The sequence below is a fragment of the Chitinasiproducens palmae genome, from assembly GCF_900095735.1.
GTDB lineage: Bacteria > Pseudomonadota > Gammaproteobacteria > Burkholderiales > Burkholderiaceae > Chitinasiproducens > Chitinasiproducens palmae.
Genome location: NZ_FNLO01000009.1, coordinates 53,045 through 71,766 on the forward strand (window position 1 = coordinate 53,045; position 18,722 = coordinate 71,766).

Consider the following 18,722-nt stretch of genomic DNA (forward strand, 5'->3'; position numbering starts at 1 on the left):
ACTTCTGCTCACTGCCAGTCATGTCGCAACCGGTGCATATGCACGCGAGCCCTGTCGCTCATCTGTCCGTCGGCGTCAACGCGATCGCGCCGCTCGATTTGCGGCTGCACGATGCGCTGCGCCATGCGATCGACCGCAAGACCAAGCCGCTCGGCAGCCTTGGTCGCATCGAAGGACTGGCGCTGCGCATCGGCCTGATCCAGCGTAGCCTGCGACCGGCCATCGTCCGGCCGACGCTGCTGGTGTTCGCGGCCGACCACGGCATCGTCGCCGAGGGTGTCAGCGCCTTTCCACAGGTGGTGACCTCGCAGATGGTCGCGAACTTTCTGGCGGGCGGCGCGGCGGTGAATGTGTTTTGCCGGTCCGCGGACGTTGCGCTGGAAGTGATCGACGCGGGCGTGGCGACGCCGCTGCCGCGCGATCCCGCCTTGGTGTCGATGCCCGTCGGCCCCGGCACGCGCGATTTCCTCCATGCCCCGGCGATGAGCCGCGAACAGCTCGATCTCGCGCTGCGCAGCGGCGCCGCGCGTGTCGCGCACCACGCGGAGCTCGGCTGTAACACCATCGGGTTCGGCGAGATGGGCATCGGCAACACCTCATCGGCGGCTTGCTTGATGAGCCGCCTGTGCGACCTGCCGATCGACATCTGCGTCGGACGCGGCACGGGCGTCGACGACGCGGGCCTGGCGCGCAAGCGCTCGGTGCTCGCGCGGGCGCTCGCCGCGCATCCGCGCACCGACGACGATCCGCTCGCGACGCTGGCAACTTTCGGCGGTTTCGAGATTGCGATGATCGCCGGCGGCATGCTCGCGGCGGCGGCACGCAGCATGGTGATTCTCGTCGACGGCTTCATCGCCAGCGCGGCCTTGCTGGCGGCCGCGGCGCTCGAGCGCCGCGTGCTCGACTACTGCGTGTTCGCACACACGTCGCGCGAGACCGGTCACCGGCTGCTGCTCGAACGGCTCGAAGCGACCCCGCTGCTCGACCTCGATCTGCGCCTCGGCGAAGGCACCGGTTGCGCGCTGGCCGTGCCGCTGTTGCGCGCCGCCACCGCGATGCTCTGCGAGATGGCCAGCTTCGAATCGGCCAACGTCAGCGATCGCGGTTGAGCGCCTGATGCGGGTGATGCGGGTCATGTGGGCCATGCGCGCAAGGTGGGTCACCGAGTGGCGCCACCTGATTGCCGCCTTCGCTTACTTCACGCGCGTGCCGATGCCCGCGATCGGTAGCGACGCGCCCGCGCTGGCGGCGGCGGGCCGCTACTTCCCGCTGGTCGGCCTGTTCGTAGGTGGCTGTGGTGCATTGGTGCTGCTGTTGGCGGCATGCCTGTGGCCACCGACGATCGCCGCTGGACTCGCGTTGGCCACGACCGCGCTGCTTACCGGCGCGCTGCACGAAGATGGGCTGGCGGACTGCTGTGATGGTTTGGGCGGCGCGTTCTCGCGCGACGACGTGCTGCGCATCATGCGCGATTCCCGCATCGGCGCGTTCGGGGCGATCGGGCTCGTGTTGGCGCTCGGTTTGCGCTGGCAGGCCATCGCGGCATTGCCGACGCCGCTGGCTGCCTGGGTCGTGCTCGTCGCCCATCCGGCCAGCCGGAGCGCCGCGATCAGCCTGGTCTGGGCGCTGCCTTATGCGCGCGAGTCGGGCAAGGCACAGGCGATTACCGCCGGCTTTGGCACGGTCGCGCGCAGCGTTGCGGTATTGACCGGTCTACCTTGGTTGTTCTGGCTGGACTGGCGCTGCGGCGTTGCGATGCTGCTGACGTTGCTGGCGTTGCGTGCGGCGTTGCTTCGTTGGTTCAAGCGACGCATTGGCGGTTACACCGGCGATTGCCTCGGTCTCGCGCAACAGCTCGCCGAGCTGTCGATCTATCTGGTGGCATTGGCGTGGTACGCGCGTTGACACTGATCCTGGTGCGCCATCCACCGGTCGCGGTGGCGAAGGGGACGTGCTACGGACGCACCGACGTCGCGCTGGCGGTGCCGGCTGTCGAGGCGGCCGCCGCACTCGCGGCGCGTCTGCGCCGGCGCCTGCCCGGCGTGTTCGCCTCGCAAAATGGCGCCGTCGGACACCTGTCGCCCGACGAAGAGACCGTGCCGCGCGCGCGCGTGACGATACTCACCAGTCCGGCATTGCGCTGCCGTACGGTTGCGGCGGCGCTCGCCGCATCGTTGGAGGTCCGTTTTGCCGACGACGAACGCCTGCGGGAGATGGATTTCGGCGTGTGGGAAATGCAGCGCTGGGATCAAATCGAACGCGCATCGATCGATGCTTGGGCTGCCGACCTGCATGGCTATCGCGCACACGGTGGCGAGACGCTGACCGCATTTCTCGGGAGGTTGCGCGCCTGGTTGCCGACGCTGGATCGGCTCGGCAATCGGCCTGACCCGGGAGCGACGGTCTGCGTCGTGATCGCCCATGCCGGCGTGATCCGCCTGCTCGCCGCATTGATGCTCGCCCGCGCGCCGAGCGACTGCCTCGCCTGGCCGCTCGACTACAACGGTCTGTGCGTCTTCGAGCGAGGGGACGACGACGCGTGGCGCCTTGCCAGGTGGAACGACATCGACTGACGCGCGCTCGCGCAATGCGGCTTCCATGATGCGGCTCCGATGATGCGGCTCCGATGGTGCGGCTCCGATGGTGCGGCTCCGATGGTGCGGCTCCGATAATGCAACGCCGCTGCAACGCCGCGGCCGAGGCACGGCACGGGGATGCATCGCTCGTTGCGCTGCCAGGCGTGGCGCGGAGCAGGTAGCAGGCGCCGGCATTTCGCCTCCGGGCGGTTGCACCGAGCGTCGCGATCTTGGCCTCGGCATCGTGCGAATCGCGCTACACTGCGCGGTCGCCGCGCACCGGGCGCGGCCGATTGTCCATTGATCGTCATGCGAACCCACGACCGACACGTGTTGATGTGTACCGGCCCGCGCTGCACCGAAGCCGGCAAGGACGCCGAGGCCGCATTCCAGTGCCTGGGCCGCGCCATCGACGCGCATCCAGGCCTGCGCGTCAAACGCACGCGCAGCCACTGTTTCGCCGTCTGCAAGGAAGGGCCGCTGATGGTCGTCTACCCGGATGGCGTCTGGTACCGCCGCGTCGATGCGGCCGCGGTAGCGGAGATTGTCGAGCGCCATCTGGTCGGCGGAAAAACCGTCGATGCGTTGGTGTTCCACCGCACTGGCCAGGGCGATGTCGCGCCTGCGGCAGAGGGCAGCCGTCAGGCCAATACGGACGGCTCGACGACGCGTTGACCGTCGCGGCCAACGATGCAGGCGAATATGTGGAATGCGCGCGGCAGCCTTCGTCGGGAGCGCACTCGGGCGGTTGCTCTCGCGCGGTGATCAGCAGGCGACAGCGCGTTGACAGCGCGTTGACGGCGCGCTGACGAAGCGCGAACGGTCGTGAAGGGCGGCGGGCGCTGCCAGTGCCGCAGCGCATGCCACGGTTCCTGCCGCCGCTCCTGCCACTGTGTACGTCGCCGCGCATGCCAACGTTCATGTCGCTGTCGATGTCGCCAACAGTGTTGCCGCCTGTATCGCTCTCAGCGCCGCTGGCGTACGCCGGCCGCCGCCTGAGCATCACGCCGTCGTCCAGGGCCGCTCGGACCAATGCATCGGTCCATCGCAAAACGAGGTCGCACCGGACCTTTCGTTTCGTCAACAAGATGTCACACGCGGCCGCCATCATCCACCGGTCCGTCCGCGCGGCTGGCCGCGACTGCGGCGCACATGCCGCGCGCGGCGGGCCGCGTCGTCGACCAGCGCCCGAGCCGCCGGTCCGTCGCGCGACCTTTCGAAAACGCGTGCACCGTGCGCATCGTCCCTGGCATCGGCCGCGTCCCCTGATGACGCGGGCCAGACGACGTGCGCGGCCAGCGCATGTCCGGAGCGCCGCCCATGGCCGATCATCCTGCCACTCATCCCGCCGCCGGTGCCCGCGCACTGCTGGCGGCCACGCTTCTTGCCGCCTGCGTCGCGCTCGGCGCCTGCGGCGGCAGCGACACACCGAAGACCAGTCCACCCAATTCCGCAAGCAGTCCTGACGGTGCCTCGACGCCGGCAAGCTCGCCAGCCGCGAACTGCACGCGCCAATGCGCGCCCTGAAGCGTCGCGACGCACACGCCACGCGCTAGAGCGACCCATCGACGGTCACCACGCCGCGCGCGCGCCGCATCGTGCGTCCGACGCGCGACAGGTGACGTTCCTTCCCCGATCAGGAGTGATTCCCGGATGAAAATCGACCCCGCAAAAAGACAGTTCCTGAAAGCGACCCTCGGCGGCGGCGCCGCGCTGCTGGCAACCGCGACACTGCCGCCGAGCATTCGCCGGGCGCTGGCCATCGAAGCCAACAATGCCACCGGCACCCTGCAGGACGTCCAGCACGTCGTGATGCTGATGCTGGAAAACCGGTCGTTCGACGGTTATTTCGGGACTTACCGCGGCGTGCGTGGCTACGGCGACCGCTTCGGCATCCCATTGCAGAACGGCAAATCGGTGCTGTACCAGACCGATGCGAAAGGCGCGTCGGCCACGCCGTATCACCTCGACGGCACGGTCGGAAACGCGCAGCGCGCGGGCGGCACGCCGCACACCTGGCCCGATGCACAGGCGGCCTGGGATCACGGACGCATGAATCAGTGGCCGGTGGCGAAGCAACCGCTGTCGATGGGTTACTACGAGGACGCCGAAGTGCCGTTCCAGCGCGCGCTGGCCAGCGCCTTCACGCTGTGCGACGCGTACCACTGTGCGATGCATACCGGCACGATCCCCAACCGCCTGTTCTACTGGACCGGTACCAATGGCCCGTCCGGCGACAATGTCGCGGTGATGATCAACCAGTACAACGACGGCGCCGACGTCGGGCCGTCCACCGAGGGCTGGACCTGGAAGACGTACGCGGATCGCCTGCAAGCGGCTGGCGTGAGCTGGAAGGTGTACCAGAACGTGCCGGAGAACTTTGGCTGCAACGAGATGATGAGCTTCCGGCACTGGCGCGCCGAGATGGAAAAGCTGCCGGCCGGCCGGCGCCTGGCCAACGTCAGCGGCGAGGGCGTCAATCCGCCGTACGATCCCGCCATCGACGACAAGTACAGCCCGCTCGCCAAGGGCTTCTGCAACACCATGCCCGACGGCGGTTTCCTGCAAAGCCTGCGCGACGACGTCGCGAAAGGCACGCTGCCGGCGGTCTCGTGGATCATCCCACCCGGCGAGTTCAGCGAGCACCCGGGACCGTCGAGCCCGGCCAAGGGCGGCTGGTATATGCAGGCGGTGCTCGACGCGCTGACCGCCGATCCTGCGGTGTGGAGCAAGACCGTGCTGCTGATCAACTACGACGAGAACGACGGCTTCTTCGACCATCTGCCGCCGCCCAGCGCACCGTCGCGCCGCGCGGACGGCAGTCTCGCCGGCAAGTCGACGCTGTCGGACACCGACATGGCATTCGAGTACTTCAATTACACGCCGGCCACCGAGAAGCAGCCGCCGCAGGACGGACGCCCATTCGGACCAGGGCCGCGCGTGCCGATGTGGGTGGTGTCACCGTGGAGCCGGGGCGGCTGGGTCAATTCGCAGGTTGCCGACCATACATCGGTGCTGCGCTTCCTCGAAGCGCGCTTTGGCGTGCAGGAACCGCAGATCGGCGCGTATCGACGCGCCGTGTGTGGCGACCTGACCAGCGCGTTCAACTTCCAGACTCCGAATCAGGAAGCGCTGCCGGTGCTGGCCGGACGCACCACGCGCGAACAGGCCGTCGCGCTGACCGCCTCGCAGGAAGCGCTGGCCGCGATCGCGGTGCCGGCCAGTCCGCCGCTGGTGGCGCAGACCAGTGGCGCGCGGCCGTCGCGCGCATTGCCGTACGTGCTGCATGCGAGTGCCGTGGTCGAGGCGGACGCGAGCCGGATTCGGCTGCGTTTTGCGAATGGCAGCGACGCGCAGGCCGGCGCCGTCTTTCACGTCTACGACAAACTTCATCTCGACCAGATACCGCGCCGCTACGTGGTCGAGGCCGGCAAGTCGCTCGACGATACGTGGAGCGTCGCGGACGACGACGGCAACTACGACCTCTGGGTGCTGGGACCCAATGGCTTCCACCGTGCGTTCGCCGGCCGGGTGTCGACGACTGCCGCCGCCCGGCCCGAACTGCGCGTCTGTTACGAGCCGTGCGATCCGCCGGTGGTGTCGCTGGAACTGCGCAACGACGGGGTGGCCGGCAGCGCCGACTGCGTGTTCACCGTGCGCGCGCGGGCCTATCGTAGCGACGGCCCGTGGACGCGCACGGTTGCCGCCGGGCAGCAGGCAAGCGTCGAGTTCGCGCTCGGCGATAGCGGGCAGTGGTACGACTTCGAGGTCTCGACCGACGCTGACGATGGTTTCCAGCGGCGGGCGGCGGGCCGCGTCGAAACCGGCCGGGATGCGATCAGCGATCCGGCGATGGGACTGCCAGCCGACTGAGCAGGGCGTGGCGCTGGATGCCGGCAGCCACGTGGATGCGCTGATGCAGGGCGCTTATGCAGTGTACTCAGGCAAGCCACTCAGGCAGTGCGCTCAGCAGAGATGCGCATCGCGCAGCTGCGCCAGCGCGTCGGCAAGGCGCTGCCACGCCCGCGCGTCGGCGTTCGCCGCGTCGCCGCTGCACGGTTCGCTAACGAACGGCGACGCGCCCGGCAGGCCGAAACGCAGGCTGGCCGGATCCGCATAGCAGCGGGTCAGCACGCCGCGCCGGGCGAGCGCGGCATGGATCGCCTGCGCCTGCGGGTGCCTGAGCCATTGAAACAACGGCGTGCCGCCATCCGGTGTCAGGCCATGCGCGCGCAACAGCATGGCCAGGCGCTGCGACGCCTGTCGCAGGCGTTGCCCGTTGTTGCGTTGCCACGTCGCGTCGCGCAGTGCCGCCGTCGCCACCCACCGTGCCGGGCCGTTCACCGGCCACGGGCCGATCGCCTCGCGCAGACGCGCGAGCAGGATCGGCTCGCCGCACGCGAAGCCCACGCGCGCACCTGCCAGGCCGTAGAACTTTCCCAGCGAGCGCAGCACCAGCAGTCCGCGCGACGCGCTGAACGGCGCAAGCGATAGCGCCGGATCGGCGTCGATGAAGGCCTCGTCGACGACCAGCAGACCATCGCGTCCGGCCAGTTCGGCGGCCACCTGCCGCAGTGCGTCCCTGCCGAGATGCCAGCCTGTCGGATTGTTCGGCTGCACCATCACGACGATGTTGCAGCTGGCCATTCGCTGCGCCAATCCGGCCGCGTCCGAGAACGGCGCCAAGGTATGGCCGGCGCGTTGCCACTGATGTGCATGCTCGGCATAACTGGGCGCGAGCACTGCAATCGGCTGCGGCGTGAACAGCGTGGGCAGCGCCTGGATCGCCGCCTGTGAACCAGGCAGTGGCAACACATGGGGCGCGCCATAGGCGGCGCACGCGGCCTCGACAAGACCGTCGTCATCTTCAGGCAGGCGCTGCCAGTGTCTCGTGTCGATCTGCGGGAGCGGATAGACCCACGGCGCGATGCCGGTCGACAGATCGAGCCAATCGGGGAGCGGAATCCCGTAGTGCTGCGCCGCTCGGCGCAGTCGACCGCCATGCTCAAGCATGCGGCACCCCGCACGTCACGCCTGCCGTAGCCGTAGCCGCGGCCGTTGGGGCTGACGTTCGCACTGACGTTCGCGCCGACGTTGGCACTGGCGTTGCCGCCGCGGCGGTCGACGCCACCGTTGCGATCGCCAGGCTGGCCAGCACGCAGAGCATCAGCCACCACCCGATACCGCGCGTGACCAGGCGGATCGCGCGTTCGATGTCGGTGCCGACCGGCACGCGGCCCTTGCCCAGTGTGGGCCGGCGCTCGCGTCGCCCGAAGTAGACTGCGTCGCCGCCGAGACGCACACCGAGCGCACCTGCGCCGGCGGCCATTACGGGCCCGGCGTTCGGGCTGTCCCAGGCCGGCGCCTGAGTGCGCCAGCAGGCAAGCGCGAGCCGGGTGCGCCCCAGCACTGCGTAGGTCAGGGCCGTCAGCCGCGCCGGCACGTAATTGAGCACGTCGTCGATGCGGGCCGCCGTCCAGCCAAACGCGTGATAGCGGGCGTTGCGATAACCCCACATCGCGTCGAGGGTATTCGCGCAGCGGTGGAGCACCACGCCGGGCGCGCCGGCGACCGCGAACCAGAACAGCGCCGCGAACACGGCGTCGCTGCCGTTTTCGAGCATCGATTCGACCGCCGCGGCGCTGACCGCGTGCTGATCCAACGCGCGCGTGTCGCGAGACACGATCATCGACACCGCCACGCGCGCCTCGGCGAGGCGCCCGGCCGCCAGCGCGTCGGCCACTGCGCGGCCATGCTCGGCAAGGCTGCGGGCACCCAGCGCGAAGTACAGGCACGCGATCGCGAACACGCCGTGCAATGAAAACGTGTCCCGCACCGCAGACTCGATCGCCAGCGGGATGGGCATCTGCCAGTGCGCGAGCCAGCCCGGCAGCGCACCGGCGATGGCCGTGCCGCTGATGGCGGCCAGGCGGGGCGGGGCCAGCCACGCGGCAAGCAGCACGGGCGGCAGCACGGCCAGCGCCCAGGCCAGCAGGCCCGCCAGCCGCAGCGCCCGCGCGTTGGTGCGCCGGCCGCGGCAGCAACGTTCGACTGCGGTGGCGTAGCGTCCGAACAGCGCCACCGGATGGCCGCGCCGGGGATCGCCGAGCCAGCGGTCCAACAGGCACGCGAGCCCCATCTGCACGGCGAGCGCGAGCGTCACGCGCGTCCCCGCAGCGCCGCAACGGGAGGCAAGGCGGGACGCACGGCGGCACGAACGGCGAGACGTGAGGTGGGACGTGGGGTGGGACGTGGGGTGGGACGTGGGGTGGGACGCAAGATGAGATGCGGCGCGCGGCTTGACGGGACGGACATCGAACGAGTGGCGGGCGCGGAACAGGACGCATGCGAGGCCGGCAGCGCGGCACGCTGCGCGTGGGCCGCTCGGGCGGACGTGCCGGTGCACGCGGCCGCAGTATAGCGCGCACGGGCATTGCCACCACGGTCCATCTGTTAAGATGCGCCGCGCTGCGCAGGCGATTGGACGCCCGCGCGGGTGGGGCCGGCGCACGGCCGACATGCGAGCGGGAGGGCGTCGAATGAGCATGGCGGGAGCACGATTGGCACAGGCTGGACAGGCTGCACAGGTTGGACAGGCGACATGCGACGGCGGCCTGGTCCACAGTCTGATGGTGCAGGGCACGACGTCGGACGCCGGCAAGACGACGCTGGTCGCGGCGCTGTGCCGGCTGCTCGCACGTCGCGGACTGCGCGTCGCACCGTTCAAGCCGCAGAACATGGCACTGAACAGTGCGGTCACCGCCGACGGCGGCGAGATCGGTCGCTCCCAGGCCTTGCAGGCTCTCGCGGCCGGCGTCGCGCCGCACACCGACATGAACCCGGTGCTGCTCAAACCGAACTCGGATCGCTCGTCGCAGATCGTGATCTGCGGGCAGGTGGTGGCGACCCTCGACGCGCGCGGCTATCACGATTTCAAGCCGCGTGCGCTGGCCGCCGCGCTTGCCGCGCACAAGCGCCTGACCGGGCGTTTCGACACGATCGTCATCGAGGGCGCCGGCAGTCCGGCCGAGATCAATCTGCGTGCACGCGATCTGGCCAATATGGGCTTTGCCGAGGCCATCGACTGCCCGGTGATCCTGGTCGCCGATATCGACCGGGGCGGCGTGTTCGCGCATCTGGTCGGCACGCTGGCGCTGCTCTCCGAGAGCGAACGGGCGCGCGTGCTCGGCTTCGTCATCAACCGCTTCCGTGGCGACCCCGCGCTGCTGCGCCCCGGCATCGACTGGCTCGAGAACCATACGGGCAAGCCGGTACTCGCGGTGTTGCCGTACCTCGCATCGTTGGCGCTCGACGCCGAGGATGCGTTGTCGAACCGGCGCGAGGCGGCTGCCCGCGAACCGTCGCGATTCACCGTGGTATGCCCGACGCTGCCGCGTGTCGCCAATGCCACCGACCTCGACGCATTGCGCCTGCACCCCGGCGTGGCGGTGTATGACGTCGCTGCGCCGCAGGATGCGCCTGCCGCCGATCTGATCGTGCTGCCGGGCAGCAAGAGCGTCAGGTCCGACCTCGAATGGTTGCGCGCACAGGGCTGGGAAACGGCGTTGGCGCGCCATCTGCGGTATGGCGGGCGGGTGCTCGGCATCTGCGGCGGCATGCAGATGCTGGGCCGGACGATCCATGATCCGAGCGGCCTGGAAGGGCCGCCGGGCAGCGCGGCGGGACTGGGCTGGCTCGATTTCGAGACGACCTTGCAGCCGGCCAAGCAGTTGCGCACCACGCACGGCACGCTCGCGACTGAAGCAGCGACTGAAGCAGCGACTGAAGCAGCGAGGGGACGTGCCGCCGGACAGCCGGTCGCCATCAGCGGTTACGAGATCCACGCGGGTGTCAGCGAGGGACCGGCGCTGGGCCAGCCGGCCGTCCGACTTCACGATGGACGCGGCGACGGCGCGCTGTCGGCGGACGGACAAATCATGGCAACCTATCTGCACGGGCTTTTTGACACGCCGGCCGCCGCCGATGCGCTGCTTGCCTGGGCGGGCTATCGTGGCACGGCGACGACGCCGGATCGCGCGCTGCGCCGTGAAGCCGATCTCGACCGGCTGGCCGACGCGGTCGCCGCCGAACTGGACGTCGACGCCTTGCTTGCGCAGGTCGAGGCCTTCGGTGCTGCGAAGCGCCGCGCACCGCGTGTCCTCGAAGGAGAACCCGGACGATGAAATGGCACCAGGCGGTGCATCAGCTTGTGTTGGGCGGCGCCCGTTCCGGCAAGAGCAGCCATGCCGAAGCATTGGCGCGCGCGAGCCGGCTGGACGTGACGGTGATCGTCACCGGCGAGGCGCGCGACGACGAGATGCGCGAACGCATCGCGCGACATCGTGCCGAGCGGCCCGCGCAGTGGCGGGTGGTCGAAGCGCCGGTGCGGCTGGCCGAGGCCTTGCTCGCCGCAGCCGACGGCGAGCGCTGCGTGATCGTCGATTGCCTGACACTCTGGCTCAGCAATACCCTGTTCGCCGCGCCGCCGGGCGTGGACGGCGGCGCGCCCGATGTCACGCCAGCAGAAGGCGTGGCTTCATGCGACGATGCGATCTTCCGACGTGAGCGCGCCGCGCTGTTCGACTGTCTGAACCGCGTGCGCGGACCGGTGATCTTCGTGTCCAACGAGGTCGGGCTCGGCATCGTGCCCGCCGATCCGCTCTCGCGCCGTTTCCGGGACGAGGCCGGGCGCCTGCATCGCGAGCTGGCCGCGCGCTGCAGCGTGGTCACCTTCGTGGCCGCCGGGCTGCCGCTGGTGTTGAAGGCGCCGCCCCCACCGATGGAGCCGGGCGGCGGCGCCTGAGCGCGGGGGCGCCCGACTGACGGCGGGCTCCGTCGTTGCGTCGGTCGCCGCCGGGCCGGCGGTACCGTCACCCGGGTCCATGCCGTTTCTTCGTCCATTTTCTTCGGCCGTTTCTTGATCCCTTTCTTGATCCATTTTTCGATCGATTTCTTGGTCATTCCCCGGCGCCACGCCACAGGAGCATTCGATGCAGCTGCGCAAGATTCCCGTCACCGTCGTCACCGGCTTCCTCGGCAGCGGTAAGACGACCCTGCTGCGCCATATTCTCGAAAATGCGAACGGACGCCGCATCGCGGTGATCGTCAACGAATTCGGCGAGCTGGGCATCGACGGCGAAATCCTGAAAGGGTGCGGCATTGGCTGCGAGGACGCCGAGGCAGGCGGGCAGTTGTACGAATTGGCCAATGGCTGCCTGTGCTGCACCGTGCAGGAGGAGTTTTTTCCGGTCATGGAGCAACTGGTCGAGCGTCGCGACGCGATCGACCACGTGCTGATCGAGACCAGCGGACTGGCGCTGCCCAAGCCGCTGGTGCAGGCGTTCAACTGGCCGTCGATCCGCAACAGCTTCACGGTCGACGCGGTGATCACCGTTGTCGACACGCCGGCCGCCGCGGCCGGCCAGTTCGCCGCCGACGTGCCGGCAGTCGATGCGCAGCGCCGCGCCGATCCGAACCTCGATCACGAGTCGCCGCTGCACGAGCTATTCGAGGATCAGCTTGGCTCGGCCGATCTGGTCGTTCTCAACAAGTCGGATCTGGTCGACTCGGCCGACCTGGCGCGCGTCGAAACGCTGGTACGCGCCGAGATCCCCGCGAGTGTCGGCGTCGTGCACGCCCAGCGTGGCGCGCTCGATCTGCGCGCCTTGCTCGGCTTGCAGGCGGCCTCCGAAGAAACCATCCACCTGCGTGAAGATCATCACAACGACGCGGGCGATCCCGATCACCATCACGACGATTTCGACTCGGTCATCGTCAGCGCGCCGACGCCGTCGCGCGAGCGTTTGCTGGCCGCATTGCAGACCCTGGTGGCCGGCCACGCGATCTATCGGGTGAAGGGTTTCGCGGCGCTCCCGGACGCGCCGATGCGGTTGTTGGTGCAGGGCGTCGGCCGACGTTTCGACAGCTACTTCGACCGTCGTTGGCGCGAAGCCGAGGCACGCGTCAGCCGCTTCGTGCTGATCGGCGAGGATCTCGACGCCGACGCGCTGCAACGGGCATTCGAGACGGCGCTCGATGCCGCTCCGGTGGCTGGCTCCGCGGCTGCGTCCGTGGTTGCTGCCGCGGCTGATCCGGTGGCCGGGCGGGGCTGACGCAATGCACCTGCTGAGCACCACGCCCGGCGGCTTCGTCGACGACAGCGAAGGCGTGGTCCGCGTCGCGCAGACGCGGGCCGACATGGTGGTGCTCAGCTCCGCGGACACGACGCTGGCGCTGCTCGCGGATGCCTACGCGCGGCTGGCGCCGGACCGGCCAAGCCTGCGTCTGGCCAATCTCGCCTACCTGCGCCAGAACGCGTCGCTGGACTACTACGTCGACGACGTCCTCGACGGCGCGCGCGTGGTAGTGGTCGACCACCTGGGTGGCGAAGCATACTGGCCGTACGGCATCGAACGCCTGACCACGCTGGCGCGCGAGCGCGGCCAACTGCTGGCGATGTTCTCCGGCGATTTGCAGGAAGACCCGGCGCTGGTCGCGCGCAGCACCGCCGAGCCCGAACTGTGCGGCGTGTTGTGGCGTTATCTGCGCGAGGGCGGCATCGACAATGCCGAGCAGTTCCTGCGCTGTCTCGCACATCGCGGTTTCGGTTGGGGCCCGCTGCCGTTGCCGCCGCGCCCGCTGCCGGTCGTGTCGATCTACCATCCGGCGCGCGCCGCGGCCAGCCTCGACGATTGGCGCGCGGACTGGCGGCCCGGCGCGCCGGTGGTGCCGGTGCTGTTCTACAAAGCGCATCTGCAGGCGGGTAATACCGCGGTGTTCGATGCATTGGCCGATGCGCTGCGCGGCGAGGGCCTGAACCCGCTGCCCATCGCATTGACGTCGCTGAAGGATTCGGTCGCCCTGGAAGTCGTCGCGACGCTGTGCGCACAAACCCGCGCCGCACTGGTGCTCAACACGACCGCGTTCGCGGCCGGCGTGCTGGGGGCCGAGACGACCGTCGCGCTGGCCGGGGATGCGCCAGTGCTGCAGGTGATCCTGAGCGGCGGCAACCGCGACGACTGGCTCGCCAGCGAGCACGGCCTGCGCGCGCGTGACATTGCCATGCATATCGCGCTGCCGGAAGTGGATGGCCGCATCATCACGCGTGCAGTCAGCTTCAAGGGGCTCGCGTACCGCTGCGAGGCGACGCAGACCGACGTCGTGCGCTATCGTCCGGACGCCGAGCGCATTGCCTTCGTGGCCGCGCTCGCGCAGCGCTGGTGCCGCCTGCGCACCGTGCCGAATGGCGCAAAGCGCCTGGCGCTGATCCTGGCCAACTATCCGAGCAGCGAAGCGCGCATCGGCAACGGCGTCGGGCTCGACACGCCCGCGTCGGTGACGGCGATCCTCCGCGCGCTGACCGATGCCGGATATCGGGTCGATGCGCCGCCGACGGACGGCGCGACGCTGCTCGACGCGCTGACCGCGGGCGTCAGCAACGATTTGGCGCAGCATCCGCTGCGGCCGGCCTTTCAAAGCTACGCGGTGGACGACTATCGGCGTGCGCTGGCGACCTTGCCGGCGGCGGCCCGCGCGGCGCTGCGCGACCGCTGGGGCGAGCCCGAGGACGACCCGACGGTGCGGCAGGGACGTTTCACGATCGCGGGACGCCGCTACGGCAACGTTTTCGTCGGCATCCAACCGTCCCGGCTGGGCACGCCGGTCGGTGGCGCCGACGACTATGCGAGCTATCACGATGCGACGCTGGTGCCGCCGCACGCGTATCTCGCGTTCTATTTCTGGTTGCGCGAATCGTTCGCGATCGATGCGGTGGTGCATGTCGGCAAGCACGGCAATCTGGAATGGCTGCCAGGCAAGAGCGTGGCGCTCGGGCCGGGCTGCTGGCCGGACCTGGCGCTCGGACCGCTGCCGCACTTGTATCCGTTCATCGTCAACGACCCTGGCGAGGGCGCGCAGGCCAAGCGGCGCGCGCAGGCGGTGATCATCGACCACCTGATGCCGCCGTTGACGCGCGCGGAAAACTACGGACCGCTACAGGACCTCGAACGTCAGGTCGACGAATACTACGAAGCGCTGCTGGTCGATCCGCGCCGCGCGCGGCTGCTGCGGCGCGCCATCGTCGACAACATCGTCGCGAACAAGCTGCATGACGAACTGGGCCTGCCGGCTCCGGCCGCACCGTCGGACGAGGACAGCCTGTTGACCCGCACCGACGCCTATCTGTGCGAGTTGAAGGAGACGCAGATTCGTGACGGCCTGCACGTGTTTGGCGTCTCGCCCGCCGGCGCGCAGCGGCGCGACACGCTGCTGGCGCTTGCGCGTTTTCCGAGCGGCGACGGCACCGGCGCACATGCCGGCCTGATTCGCGCGTTGGCCGCGGACCTGGCGCTCGGCGACGATTTCGATCCGTTCACGGCCGATGCCGCGGCGCCCTGGACCGGTGCGCGTCCGGCCGCATTGCTTGCGGTCGATGCGGGTCCCTGGCGCCATCACGGCCACACGCGCGAGCGCCTGGAAGCGTTGGCTGCACGCCTGCTCGACGGTCTGCTGTCGCTGCCAGCGACGCTGCCCGTGGCGGCGACCGAAGCGACGGCCAAGCAGTCCGCCGTCATGGCGGTGCCGCCCGGCGAGCCGACGGCGCCATCGGCCAGCAGGTCCGCGGAGGCGTTGGCCGCGCCCGCACTGCCGCGCACCGACGCGGTGCTCGGTTGGATCGACGCGACGCTGCGGCCGCGCCTCGATGCATGCGGCCCGCAAGAGATGCGTCATCTGCTCGACGGCCTGGCGGGGCGCTTCGTGCCGCCAGGCCCCAGCGGCGCGCCGTCGCGTGGCAGGCCGGACGTGCTGCCGACCGGGCGCAACTTCTATTCCGTCGATACGCGGGCGGTGCCGACCCGCGCGGCATGGGAGCTCGGGCTGCGCGCGGCCAATCAACTGGTCGAGCGACACATGCAGGAGCACGGCGACTTCCCGCGCGCGGTGGGTATGTCGGTGTGGGGCACGGCCACCATGCGCACCGGCGGCGACGACATCGCGCAGGCCTTGGCGCTGCTCGGCGTGCGGCCGGTGTGGTCGGCCGGCAGTCATCGCGTCGCCGATTTCGAGATCCTGCCGATCACCATCTTCGGCCGGCCGCGCATCGACGTCACCCTGCGCGTGTCGGGCTTCTTTCGAGATGCGTTCCCGAACCTGATCCATCTGTTCGACGCCGCAGTGCAGGCGGTCGCGGCGCTCGACGAAACTGCCGACGTGAATCCGGTACGCGCGCGCGTGCTTGCCGAGGCCGCGCGGTATCGGGCGGCCGGCGCGGACGAGACCGCGGCACGCCAGTGGGCTGGCTGGCGCGTGTTCGGCGCGCGGCCCGGCAGCTACGGCGCGGGACTGCAGTCGCTGATCGATGAACGCACCTGGCGCGACCGCGCGGATCTGGCCGAAGCGTACGGTGACTGGGGCGGCTACGCGTATGCGCAGGGCGACGATGGCCAGGCCGCGCCCGCCGCGTTTCGCGCGCGTCTGGCGACGCTGGATGTCGTGGTGCAGAACCAGGACAACCGCGAGCACGACATCCTCGATTCGAACGACTACTATCAATTCCAGGGCGGCATGGCCGTCGCGGTCCGCCATTTCGCCGGCAGCGAGCCGGCCATCTATCTTGGCGACCATAGCCATCCGGCCGCGCCGCGCGTCCGGACCCTGCGCGAGGAAATCGCGCGCGTGGTGCGAGCGCGCGTCGTCAACCCGAAGTGGCTGGCCGGCGTGAAGCGCCACGGCTACAAGGGCGGGGCGGAAATGGCGGCGACCGTCGATTGCCTGTTCGGCTATGACGCAACCGCCGGCGTGGTGACCGACCATCAATACGCGCTGCTGGCCGACGCCTACGTCGACGCGTCCGACACGCGCGCCTTTCTCGCGCAACACAATCCGCAGGCCTTGCGCGACATCTGCTCGCGGCTGCTGGAAGCAATGCAGCGCGGCCTATGGGCAGAGCCGGGCGCCTACCGCGACCGAATCGAGCAACACCTGCTCGACAGCGAAGCACAACAGGAGGGAGCGCAATGAGCGCGTCCATGCAGGCGGCACCGCTGCCGGTCTTTCCGTTTGTCGGGCTGGTGGGACAGGCGCGCCTGCAGCTCGCGTTGATCCTCGCGGCGATCGACCCGGGCCTGGGTGGCGTGCTGATCAGCGGGCCGCGCGGCACCGCGAAATCCACCGCCGCACGCGCGCTGGCCGAACTGCTGCCGGCAGGCCGCTTCGTGACGCTGCCGCTGGGCGCGAGCGAGGAACGGCTGTCGGGCACCCTCGATTTGCAGGCGGTGCTGCGCGACGGCGAGGTGCGCTTTGCACCGGGGCTGCTGGCGGCCGCGCATGGCGGCGTCCTGTATGTGGACGAAGTGAATCTGCTGCCCGATCCGCTCGTCGATCTGCTGCTCGACGTGGCGGCGAGCGGTGTCAACACCGTCGAACGCGATGGCGTCTCGCATCGGCATGCTGCCCGCTTCGTCCTGATCGGCACGATGAATCGCGAGGAAGGCGAACTGCGGCCGCAACTGCTGGACCGCTTCGGTCTGTCCGTCGCGCTGGAAAACTGTTGGGAACCGGACCAACGACGTGCGATCGTGGCAGCGCGGCTCGCCTTCGATGCCGCGCCCGACGCCTACCGGGCGCGTCATGCCGCCGAGCAGGCTCGGCTGGCGGCGACAATCGTCGCGGCCAGCCAGGCGGTGTCCGGCTTCGACTTCAGCGACGCAGTCCATCGGCGCGTTGGCGAGCTGTGCATCGCCGCCGCGGTAGACGGCATCCGCGCGGACCTGGTGATGCTGCGCGCCGCGCGGGCCCTGGCGGCTTTCGAGACGGCCGCAGCGCTCGACGTCGGACACGTCGAACGCGTTGCCGAGCTGGTGCTCGCGCACCGCCGGCACGAGGGTGCGCCGACGTCGCCCACGACGGCATCGGCATCGCAGCGGACACACGGGCAGCCGTCGCGGTCGTCGACCGACTTCCCCGAGAGCGGGCGCGAAGCAGCACCGGACGCGCAAGGTTCGCCGCGAGCCGATGAAGTCGTGCCCGACGCGGTGACAGCACAGATGGCACGGCCCATGGCCGGTGGCGGGCGCGCTGCGTCGTTACCGGGCGGCGACGGGTCTGGCAAGTCGCACGGACAGCCCGGCGACGCTGCAACCGAAGGCCATGCCAGCGGTCGCGGTGACGAAGACTGGGGCTATCTCGCCCCGACGCCGATCGACGCGCAGGCGCTGGGTGTCACCGGACGGCAAGCCGCAAAAAAAGCCTGAGCCATCGCACTTCGGGGCGCACTGACGAGCAGGGCGGTGCGTTGCGATGGCTGTCCGTTCCCGGCGCGATGCCCGCGATGCGCGGTGTCGGCGGGCGGCGACACCGGCGCGGCCGTGCAGCGGCGCCGGTCGGCGCGCTGGACTGGCCCGCCACGCTGCGCGTCAAGGGGCCGTCGGCGCTCGTCGCCGACCACCTGCGTCATCGCGCGCGGCCGAGCGAGCGCGGCCTGTTGCAATGCGTGTTGCTGGACTGTTCCGCGTCGATGCGTGCCGGGCAGCGGCTCGCGCTCGCGAAGGGCTTGCTCGTCGCACTGTTCGAGCACGCCTATCTGCAACGCAGCGAGGTCGCGCTGATTTGCTTCGACGGCAACGGTGCCGCCCTGCGGGTGCCGCCGTCGCGCGTGCCGGGTGGCGTGGCCGGTGCCGTCGCGCGCTGGTTGCAGCCGATCGGCGGCGGCGGCGGAACACCGCTCGCGGCAGCGGCGGCATTGGCCGCGCAGACGCTGCGGCGCGCGGCCCTGCGCCGGCCCGCGCAATTACGCGAATTATGGGTGTTCACCGATGCGCGTACCGCCGTGCTACCGCCGCGCCCCGCCGCCGCCGACGCGGCCTTCATCGTGGACTTCGAACAGGGGACGCTGCGTCTCGGTCGTGCCGCGCGCCTGGCCGAACGCTGGCAGGCCCAATGCATCGATGCCGACGCGCTACGCGAAGCACTGACCAGTCGCATGCGCGACGGCGCGTGACGTTGCGCGATGCCAGCGGTGCTCAGCAGCGGTACTGAGCAGCGGTACTGAGCAGCGGTACTGAGCAGTGACGATGAACGACGGCGACGCACAGCGGTGCAAGCCAGCCGCGGAAGACAGCGGCGACCGCCACTGAGTTGCCGACCACG

General features: G+C 69.8%; 14 protein-coding genes. 12 read left to right on the forward strand and 2 right to left on the reverse strand.

Annotated features, from left to right (window positions below; all coding sequences use genetic code 11):
- Positions 1-38: 38 nt before the first annotated feature.
- The 6 genes from cobT to BLU54_RS14955 all read left to right on the forward strand — a co-directional run bounded on the left by cobT (position 39) and on the right by BLU54_RS14955 (position 6,449).
- Positions 39-1,109 carry a nicotinate-nucleotide--dimethylbenzimidazole phosphoribosyltransferase gene (gene cobT, locus BLU54_RS14930; protein WP_091910523.1) on the forward strand — a complete coding sequence of 357 codons (1,071 nt, stop codon included), beginning with the start codon at positions 39-41 and terminating at the stop codon, positions 1,107-1,109.
- A gap of 25 nt (positions 1,110-1,134) precedes the next feature.
- Positions 1,135-1,905, forward strand: a complete 771-nt coding sequence (locus BLU54_RS14935) for an adenosylcobinamide-GDP ribazoletransferase (RefSeq protein ID WP_407919429.1) — start codon at positions 1,135-1,137, stop codon at positions 1,903-1,905.
- Positions 1,902-2,573, forward strand: coding sequence for a histidine phosphatase family protein (locus BLU54_RS14940; RefSeq protein WP_170845163.1), 672 nt, complete (start codon positions 1,902-1,904; stop codon positions 2,571-2,573). Before BLU54_RS14935 ends, BLU54_RS14940 begins: the two co-directional genes overlap by 4 nt.
- 312 nt (positions 2,574-2,885) lie before the next feature.
- A complete protein-coding gene (locus tag BLU54_RS14945) occupies positions 2,886-3,251 on the forward strand; it encodes a (2Fe-2S) ferredoxin domain-containing protein (protein WP_091910082.1) in 366 nt (121 codons plus the stop codon).
- 645 nt (positions 3,252-3,896) lie between these two features.
- Positions 3,897-4,103: a hypothetical protein gene (locus tag BLU54_RS23370; RefSeq protein WP_139169702.1), complete on the forward strand. Its 207-nt coding sequence runs from the start codon at positions 3,897-3,899 to the stop codon at positions 4,101-4,103.
- A 126-nt stretch (positions 4,104-4,229) separates the two neighbouring features.
- A complete protein-coding gene (locus tag BLU54_RS14955) occupies positions 4,230-6,449 on the forward strand; it encodes a phosphocholine-specific phospholipase C (RefSeq protein ID WP_091910087.1) in 2,220 nt (739 codons plus the stop codon).
- Positions 6,450-6,542: 93 nt separating this feature from the next.
- Here BLU54_RS14955 and cobD read toward each other — a convergent pair whose 3' ends face one another.
- Together cobD and cbiB are read right to left on the reverse strand one after the other, a co-directional pair.
- Positions 6,543-7,589, reverse strand: coding sequence for a threonine-phosphate decarboxylase CobD (cobD, locus tag BLU54_RS14960; RefSeq protein ID WP_091910090.1), 1,047 nt, complete (start codon positions 7,587-7,589; stop codon positions 6,543-6,545).
- Positions 7,582-8,715 carry an adenosylcobinamide-phosphate synthase CbiB gene (gene cbiB, locus BLU54_RS14965; protein WP_091910528.1) on the reverse strand — a complete coding sequence of 378 codons (1,134 nt, stop codon included), beginning with the start codon at positions 8,713-8,715 and terminating at the stop codon, positions 7,582-7,584. Before cbiB ends, cobD begins: the two co-directional genes overlap by 8 nt.
- A gap of 490 nt (positions 8,716-9,205) precedes the next feature.
- On the opposite strand from cbiB, the gene BLU54_RS14970 reads away from it, so the two are divergent.
- From BLU54_RS14970 to BLU54_RS14995, 6 genes are all read left to right on the forward strand, one after another.
- Positions 9,206-10,759: a cobyric acid synthase gene (locus BLU54_RS14970; RefSeq protein WP_091910531.1), complete on the forward strand. Its 1,554-nt coding sequence runs from the start codon at positions 9,206-9,208 to the stop codon at positions 10,757-10,759.
- On the forward strand, positions 10,756-11,379 hold the full coding sequence (gene cobU, locus BLU54_RS14975) for a bifunctional adenosylcobinamide kinase/adenosylcobinamide-phosphate guanylyltransferase (RefSeq protein ID WP_091910093.1): 624 nt from the start codon (positions 10,756-10,758) through the stop codon (positions 11,377-11,379). The genes BLU54_RS14970 and cobU overlap by 4 nt, the downstream gene beginning before the upstream one ends.
- Positions 11,380-11,566: 187 nt before the next feature.
- A complete protein-coding gene (gene cobW, locus BLU54_RS14980; protein ID WP_091910097.1) occupies positions 11,567-12,688 on the forward strand; it encodes a cobalamin biosynthesis protein CobW in 1,122 nt (373 codons plus the stop codon).
- Positions 12,689-12,692: 4 nt separating this feature from the next.
- Positions 12,693-16,595, forward strand: coding sequence for a cobaltochelatase subunit CobN (gene cobN / locus BLU54_RS14985; RefSeq protein WP_091910100.1), 3,903 nt, complete (start codon positions 12,693-12,695; stop codon positions 16,593-16,595).
- Positions 16,592-17,827, forward strand: coding sequence for an ATP-binding protein (locus tag BLU54_RS14990; protein WP_091910103.1), 1,236 nt, complete (start codon positions 16,592-16,594; stop codon positions 17,825-17,827). Before cobN ends, BLU54_RS14990 begins: the two co-directional genes overlap by 4 nt.
- A 68-nt stretch (positions 17,828-17,895) precedes the next feature.
- Positions 17,896-18,573 carry a VWA domain-containing protein gene (locus tag BLU54_RS14995; protein ID WP_328586134.1) on the forward strand — a complete coding sequence of 226 codons (678 nt, stop codon included), beginning with the start codon at positions 17,896-17,898 and terminating at the stop codon, positions 18,571-18,573.
- Positions 18,574-18,722 lie beyond the last annotated feature (149 nt).

Bases quoted from the DNA above. Each gene is read 5' to 3' on its own strand.
- cobT (WP_091910523.1), top strand. From the start codon at position 39: ATGCACGCGAGCCCTGTCGCTCATCTGTCCGTCGGCGTCAACGCGATC.
- BLU54_RS14935 (WP_407919429.1), top strand. From the start codon at position 1,135: ATGTGGGCCATGCGCGCAAGGTGGGTCACCGAGTGGCGCCACCTGATT.
- BLU54_RS14945 (WP_091910082.1), top strand. From the start codon at position 2,886: ATGCGAACCCACGACCGACACGTGTTGATGTGTACCGGCCCGCGCTGC.
- BLU54_RS23370 (WP_139169702.1), top strand. From the start codon at position 3,897: ATGGCCGATCATCCTGCCACTCATCCCGCCGCCGGTGCCCGCGCACTG.
- BLU54_RS14955 (WP_091910087.1), top strand. From the start codon at position 4,230: ATGAAAATCGACCCCGCAAAAAGACAGTTCCTGAAAGCGACCCTCGGC.
- cobD (WP_091910090.1), bottom strand. From the start codon at position 7,589: ATGCTTGAGCATGGCGGTCGACTGCGCCGAGCGGCGCAGCACTACGGG.
- cbiB (WP_091910528.1), bottom strand. From the start codon at position 8,715: ATGGGGCTCGCGTGCCTGTTGGACCGCTGGCTCGGCGATCCCCGGCGC.
- BLU54_RS14970 (WP_091910531.1), top strand. From the start codon at position 9,206: ATGGTGCAGGGCACGACGTCGGACGCCGGCAAGACGACGCTGGTCGCG.
- cobU (WP_091910093.1), top strand. From the start codon at position 10,756: ATGAAATGGCACCAGGCGGTGCATCAGCTTGTGTTGGGCGGCGCCCGT.
- cobW (WP_091910097.1), top strand. From the start codon at position 11,567: ATGCAGCTGCGCAAGATTCCCGTCACCGTCGTCACCGGCTTCCTCGGC.
- cobN (WP_091910100.1), top strand. From the start codon at position 12,693: ATGCACCTGCTGAGCACCACGCCCGGCGGCTTCGTCGACGACAGCGAA.
- BLU54_RS14990 (WP_091910103.1), top strand. From the start codon at position 16,592: ATGAGCGCGTCCATGCAGGCGGCACCGCTGCCGGTCTTTCCGTTTGTC.
- BLU54_RS14995 (WP_328586134.1), top strand. From the start codon at position 17,896: ATGCCCGCGATGCGCGGTGTCGGCGGGCGGCGACACCGGCGCGGCCGT.